This window comes from Nocardia veterana NBRC 100344, assembly GCF_000308855.1.
GTDB classification, from domain to species: domain Bacteria; phylum Actinomycetota; class Actinomycetes; order Mycobacteriales; family Mycobacteriaceae; genus Nocardia; species Nocardia veterana.
Genome location: NZ_BAGM01000187.1, coordinates 1 through 6,137, shown reverse-complemented (window position 1 = coordinate 6,137; position 6,137 = coordinate 1). Strand labels below are relative to the sequence as shown.

Annotated in this window: 12 protein-coding genes; all 12 read left to right on the top strand. The window is 68.2% G+C overall.

Translation table 11 applies throughout. The features are described 5' to 3' along the window. Positions 1 to 404, top strand: a 404-nt coding sequence (locus ON37_RS26765) for a hypothetical protein (protein ID WP_157171603.1), incomplete at its 5' end; no start/stop codon positions are given. 87 nt (positions 405 to 491) lie between these two features. Continuing rightward, the gene (locus ON37_RS26760; RefSeq protein ID WP_040723219.1) at positions 492 to 1,010 is read left to right on the top strand and encodes a hypothetical protein; all 519 of its coding nucleotides are present in this window, start codon (positions 492 to 494) and stop codon (positions 1,008 to 1,010) included. A gap of 38 nt (positions 1,011 to 1,048) precedes the next feature. Next, complete coding sequence (locus ON37_RS26755; protein WP_040723218.1) at positions 1,049 to 1,477, top strand: DUF6573 family protein; 429 nt, start codon at positions 1,049 to 1,051, stop codon at positions 1,475 to 1,477. A 77-nt stretch (positions 1,478 to 1,554) separates the two neighbouring features. After that, positions 1,555 to 1,992 (top strand): DUF6884 domain-containing protein, encoded by a 438-nt coding sequence (locus ON37_RS26750; protein WP_040723217.1) that lies wholly within the window; start codon positions 1,555 to 1,557, stop codon positions 1,990 to 1,992. Between the two features lie 107 nt (positions 1,993 to 2,099). Beyond that, positions 2,100 to 2,369 carry a hypothetical protein gene (locus ON37_RS26745; RefSeq protein ID WP_040723216.1) on the top strand — a complete coding sequence of 90 codons (270 nt, stop codon included), beginning with the start codon at positions 2,100 to 2,102 and terminating at the stop codon, positions 2,367 to 2,369. A gap of 116 nt (positions 2,370 to 2,485) precedes the next feature. Continuing rightward, positions 2,486 to 2,812: a hypothetical protein gene (locus ON37_RS26740; protein WP_157171602.1), complete on the top strand. Its 327-nt coding sequence runs from the start codon at positions 2,486 to 2,488 to the stop codon at positions 2,810 to 2,812. 157 nt (positions 2,813 to 2,969) lie between these two features. Next, entirely contained in the window at positions 2,970 to 3,395 is a 426-nt protein-coding gene (locus tag ON37_RS26735; protein ID WP_051032084.1) for a DUF8317 domain-containing protein, read from the top strand. A 144-nt stretch (positions 3,396 to 3,539) separates the two neighbouring features. Next, complete coding sequence (locus ON37_RS26730) at positions 3,540 to 3,923, top strand: hypothetical protein (protein ID WP_040723212.1); 384 nt, start codon at positions 3,540 to 3,542, stop codon at positions 3,921 to 3,923. A gap of 328 nt (positions 3,924 to 4,251) precedes the next feature. Beyond that, on the top strand, positions 4,252 to 4,548 hold the full coding sequence (locus ON37_RS26725; RefSeq protein WP_040723211.1) for a ParB family protein: 297 nt from the start codon (positions 4,252 to 4,254) through the stop codon (positions 4,546 to 4,548). 116 nt (positions 4,549 to 4,664) lie between these two features. After that, a complete protein-coding gene (locus ON37_RS26720) occupies positions 4,665 to 5,111 on the top strand; it encodes a hypothetical protein (protein ID WP_040723210.1) in 447 nt (148 codons plus the stop codon). Beyond that, positions 5,108 to 5,773: an LPD29 domain-containing protein gene (locus ON37_RS26715; RefSeq protein ID WP_040723209.1), complete on the top strand. Its 666-nt coding sequence runs from the start codon at positions 5,108 to 5,110 to the stop codon at positions 5,771 to 5,773. Before ON37_RS26720 ends, ON37_RS26715 begins: the two co-directional genes overlap by 4 nt. Further along, complete coding sequence (locus ON37_RS26710; RefSeq protein WP_040723207.1) at positions 5,773 to 6,123, top strand: hypothetical protein; 351 nt, start codon at positions 5,773 to 5,775, stop codon at positions 6,121 to 6,123. Before ON37_RS26715 ends, ON37_RS26710 begins: the two co-directional genes overlap by 1 nt. Positions 6,124 to 6,137 lie beyond the last annotated feature (14 nt).

Here is a 6,137-nt window from a genome sequence, read left to right as displayed (position 1 = left end):
ACACCATGACCAACGCCGCCGCTGCCGACCGGATCATCGAGATCATCGACGACGCGCTCGCCGATGACTCGTGGGAACACGGTCCGGACGCGATGCGGTGGTCGCCGGTCGAGCAGCAGCCGGCGCCGCTGTGCGTCGGCGCCGTGGTCGACTACCACGGCTCGTTGACCAGCGAGTATGGCGAATATGTCGTGGTCGGCATCGACTCCATCAACGGACGGCTGACCCTGCGTCACTACGACTACCCCGAGATCCGGCTCGACCGGGTGCGCCGTACGTCGGTCACCGACACCGGCGAGCGGGCTCCGGTGTGCCAGGAGTGCGGCCACCCCGCAACCCATCGGTACCGGGCCCATCCCGGGGCGTGCCCGCGGGTCGGGTGCGAGTGCCCGAATCACGCCTGACAGGCCCCGGCCGGAGTCAGTCACTTGCCCCGGGCACGGCGCGCCCGTGCCCGGGGCTGGCAACTGGAAACCGAGAAAGGACCTCCGATGAAGACCGTTATTTTCCGGTGGCGCGAAATCTCCGATCACAGCGCCGTGGTGAACGTGCCCGACAGTTTCGACCCCGCGACCGCCACCCCTACCGCGCTCGCAATCGCGGTATCGGAAATCCCCGACGACGCCGACAGCTACGACGCCGGGCATATCGAGGCGGTCACCGCTGCCGAGGTCGATCACCAGCCCGACGCCGAGGTGGTCAACCTCGAGGCGCACCCGGCCGAACCCGCGCCCGAACAGGCCGCCGCGACCGCAGACCCCGCCCCCGTTCTGGTGGGCTGGCGCGCGCAGAACGAGGACGGGAGCGGCAACACCTACCGCTTCGGCCGGAACTGCATCGATTGCGACCCCACCTACGACCCCATGTACCGCACCGGTGTCCCCTGCCGCGACCCACAGGCCCACGCCTACGTCACCGTCGCCAATTGGCGCACGTTCGGCCACCGCGCCGCCGTCGTGCCCGTCTACGAGACCGCCGAATCCGATCCCGGCCGATCCGGTCAGCTCTAGAGTTGCATAGTGTCATGAGTCCATAGTACTATGGACTCATGACAGAGAACATGCGGACGAACGCCGACGAGCTGACCGCCATCTACGGCGAGCCGATTCACGCCTACACCCGCGCGCAGGCGCTCGAGGACGGAGTCCTCCACGACATCAGCGGCCTGGCCCGCGAAGCCGGATTCCGCCACCCCGTGCATGTCGCGGCGCACGCCTGGGCCGAGGCGATCGCCTGGCCGCACGAGGACCCGTGGCAGGACGAGACCGGGCGCACATGGGACGTGCTGACCATGGCCAGGTTCGGAGTCCGCGCGGCGATCCGGCGCGGGCAGGACTCCGGGCCGATCGCGTTCAGCGTCGTGCGGATCACCGAGCCGGGGCGGGAGGAGTCCGAACCGCTCGCGCTGGCGATCGAACTCGGCCCCGGCGACGAGGGTGAACCCGTGTTCACCATCACCGCCGCCGCGGACCGCTAACCCATCCGATCCGTGAGGGTGCCGGGTAGGTAGTGGCTACCCGGCACCCTCACCTAATCGCTGAAGGACGCCCAACCATGACGACCCCGACTCCGGCCGCGCGGCCGCTGATTCTGGTTTCCTGCGGAGCCCGCAAAGGGCCCCAGCCGGCCCCGGCCGCCGATCTGTACACCGGCAGCTACATAGTGATGTGCTTGCGCGCGGCCCGCGCCCTGGCCGACGACGCTGATATCCGCATCCTGTCGGCCCGTCACGGCCTGGTCGAGCTGGCGCAGGTGATCGAGCCCTACGACACCCGCATCACCGACACGGGCGCGATCACCGCCGAATGGCTGTGCTACCAGGCCGCCGCCGCCGGATTACTCGGTCGACCTGTCACGGTCCTTGCCGGAGCCGCCTATACCCGCCTGGTCCGGCGGGTATGGCCGCACGCGCACGCCCCGCTCGAGGGATTGCCCGGAATCGGCGCGCATCGCCGCCGACTCGCCGAAATCATCACCAGCGCGGCCCGATGACGGGGCGCAAGCGTTCCGGCTGGGGAAAAAACAGCTGGAGAGACCCGGATTTCTGGTGCTTTCGGTGCTCGCGATGCGGCCGCAAAGGCACGCGTGATTACGTGCCCATGCTCCTCAGCGACCGCGAGTATTGGCGCGAACACGGCAGTAGCAGCGAGGGGCTGCACAACTACCCGGTGGTGTGCCGGTGGGACGGCCCGTGCAATCGCCGCTACTTCGCAAAGCTGGACGCCGAAGCCGTCGAGAGGGCGAAGCACGGCACCCATGCGGGCGAGAACGACGCCACCCGCGCGCCGGTCGATCTGGACGCCCTGCAGGACCAGATGCGGAGCGCTCCCGACCCGACCGAATGCGGAGGGCAGACGGCGCTGTGGTGACCGCAGGTCAAGCCGAGGGAGCGATAGAGCCCTGTCACTCCCCGGCCCCGCCGCCACATGTACGAATTCGTCCCCGCAGCTTGCGCAACACCATAGTGTCATAGTACTATGAAACCATGACGGAGAACACGCACCCAATCCCCCGCCTCGAATCGGCTGCCACCGACACTCTTCGGGTCGGCGACGTGATCCGCGACCTCGGAATGCGCCTGCTGATCGATCGCAGCCTCGAATGCGACTTCCCCAGCGTCGAGCCCGGCCGGCGCCTGTACTTCACCGATGCCCTGATCCTGAATTGGTCGCAGGTGTGCGAGCGCGCCGCCGCCGATCCCACGATCTCCGGGTTCATCGCCAGCCAGTGCCGCCGTAACCGCCGCTGGATGATCCAGGGCGGCACCGAGAATCGATGGTGGCGCGAGATCCCCGAGCTCCGGGCCGACTGACCACAGACCTTCGCCGCGGAGGAGCTCCGGCCGGGTAGGTAGTGGCTACCCGGCCGGTCCCCTACCCAAGGCGGCAACGACCGCACATGCTATCGCGCTTGAATAGTACTATGGCAACATAGTACTATGGAGATACATCGAGAGAGAGGAACCGAAAATGACCACCACCGCGACCGCAGCGAAGCCGGTAAAGGGATTGACGCTGCACGTGTTTCGGGACACCGCGCTGAGCGACTGCACCAACGGCGGCATCACCGCCCGCGCGCAGCGCGTGACCCTGGTCGGTCTCTGCGACTTCGAATTCGGCGGCGAACCGACCCGCCTGCCGGAGTGGCAGCTGACGCCGCCGAGCGAGGATGCCCCGGCCGTGGTCGCCGTGGTTCTCGACCACTTCGGCGGCGAGCGGAACGCGTTTCTCGTGCCGGTCGAGATCCGCGACAACGAGCTGCAGCGGCCGCACCTCTACCGCCTGAGCCACGGCGGCAACTTCGCCGGGGTCAGCGACAGCCGTTTCGGCTCGACTCTCTACCGCTACCTGGGCTACCGCCCCGACGTCCTGCGCGTGCACGACCGGACCGAGTAGCACCCCGAACGCCGGTGCTGGCGGGTGTCCACTTCCCCGCCCGCACCGGCCACCACCACCCCGGCCACAGGAGCCGACAGCGCCCCGGCCGCCGGCAGTCGAGCAATCGAGAGCAATCCACCACGACGAGGAGGGTTACCCGCCATGAGTCGCGCCCACATCACCGTCACCCGCAACGCCGGAACCAAAAGCGATGTGCCCGTACTGATCCGCATCGCCCGTCACGCCGAGCTGACCGGCCCTACCGTCGGCGACCTGCTCCAGACCCCGGACGGCCCCCATCGGATCGGGCGACTGTTCGGCGGCGGATTCCAGCTCGCCCACGAGAGCGGGCGGTTCTACTTGGCCGACGACGGAATCCCCCAGCACTCCGGCGGCCTGTCCGCGCCGATGATCGCGGCCCTGGTCGACACCGGCCAGCGCGCCGACACCGAGGCGTGGGTATTCGGCCCGGACCGCACGCCGAGGACCGTTACCGTGTCGGCACGGATTTGGCGCGTCGCCAGCGCCGACGTCTCCGGAATCTGAACATCCTTGATCGAACAACGGTACCGTAGTACTATGAAAACATAGCGCTACGGTACCGTTCGGGAAGCTTCGACACCGGCGGTCGGCGCGGCGCCGCCCTCACCGTCGCCGCATCGTAATAGCCGACCCGACGATCCCGCCGCGGAGGAGCAACGACGCTCCCCCGCGGGCCCTCCCGATCCGCCGCCACCACTTCGAAGGAGTCGAACCCATGTCCGCCACCACGCCCGCACCGGCCGCGACCCGACCGCCGGCGCACCCGCCGTCGCTCCCCCTGCCCCGTACTATGGCCCCACAGCACTACGGGCGAACGGGAAAGGCGGCAGGTATGCCGACACAGAAGCAGGCCGAGGACAAAAAGCCCTCGGTGAACAAGGGGCGAATCGGGGCGTACATGACGCCCGAGGAGGCCAGCCGGGTGCGCGCCGCGTACCAGAATGGTTGGCTGCAGGACAATTCCGGCAGCTTCTCCGACTTCCTCAAAAGCGTCATCATCGAGGCCGTCGACAAGCTCGAGCGCGAGAAGAACAACGGCAACGAATGGCCGCCGGTGACCGCCGGAGCGGTGCGCGTGGTCACGCATCAGCAGATCGCCGACAAACGCCGGGCGGCCGCCGAGGACTGACCACCGCCGTCCGCGCCCGAATCCATCCCCCGTCACGGTCACCACGGTGACCTCCGCCCAAAGCATAGCGCTATGTCGTCATAGTGGTATGTGACCATAGTGTTGAGAGGACTGTCATGCCTGCCGAATTCACCCCCGTCGAACGCAAGCTGATCGAGTACGCGGCCGCCGACTATGCCGCCCAGTACTACGGCGGACCGTTCGCGTTCGGTGCCGACGACGCCGCCCGCTACGTCGCCGAAGGCCACTTGCGGACCCTTGTCTCCGCGCATGGTTTGTCCCAGGTTGCGGCCGCTGTAGTCGAGCACCTGAACCGGCACCCGGAATTGCTCACCCGCAGCAAGGCCGACCGCGAGCGCGGCGCGCAGCTGCGCGCCGAGAAATGGCAACGTCTGATCACGGCCGCCGGGCGCGCGTTCAAGTCCGCAGACTTCGAGCACGCCCGGCGCCTGGTCGACGACGCGGAAATGATCGACCCTTGCCGCAACGTAGACGGCTACCGCCGCAAGATCGCCGACGCCGCCGCACCGGTGCTCGCCGTTGTCGCCGGAGGCGAACGATGACCGTGGCACCGGTGCGGGTGCTGTCCGCCGAGGAGGTCGCGGCCCGCATCCGCCAGGAGCTTGACCGACGATGGCCGGGAGTGTCCTTCGCCGTGCGCAGCGGCCGCGGGCAGTGGCGGCATTGGGTCATGGTGACCTGGACCGACGGCCCGACCGAACCCGCCGTGCGCGAGGCCGTAGGTGACTACGAGGCCCTGGGCAGTGGCAACGACGACTCCGGGCCCGTCGTCTACGGCATTCACGCCGCACTGTGCACCCGTGAAGTCAGCGCCGCCGCCTACGGCCTGGTCGCCGAAGGGCTCGAACGCGCCTACCCGATCATCGTGCCGCGACAGAGCCCCCATATCGACTGGGACGCCGCCCACGCGGTGCGCATCGATCCGCCGATCGATATGCGCGGGCCGATGTTCGGACCGCTCGACGGCCTATACGCCAGCACCGAGCGCGAGCCGATCTCGGCCGCCCACGCAATCCGCACCGTCGCCGACGCCGTCGACCTGTCCGACGTCGAATTCGACGAGCCACAACCAGCCCGCCACGCGAGCTGGCACGAGATGTCCACTCGGGCCCTACGTGCCGTCACCGGTGTTCGGATACCTCACCACACCTGGGGCAGGTTTCCGGCCAGATCGCATCATTCCGCTCACCGAGGGCGCGCGTGATGCACGAGCACGAGTACAGCGCGACGGAGGAGGAGGTCGGATGGTGGGCCGCCGCTACGAGGCCGGTCCACAGTTGGCCGCCGTTCTACGACAAAGGCGGATTCGAGTCGTTTGAGGCCGTGCACGCCGATCTCACAAAGTCGCTGCGCGCCCTCGGTCTGACGCTGCAGCTGGTGGACTTCGCCAGCGACGAGCACAGCTACGAGTACCGCCTGATCGATGCCGCCGCCGGTGTGCATGTCGGCCGAGCGTTCATCGTGCACGCCCGCTACACGATCGCGGAAATTCTCCGCATGCCCGCAGGCGAGATGGCGCCGCCGATTCCGCTTACGGATGACCCGCCGTTTTGAGTTCGATTTGCGCC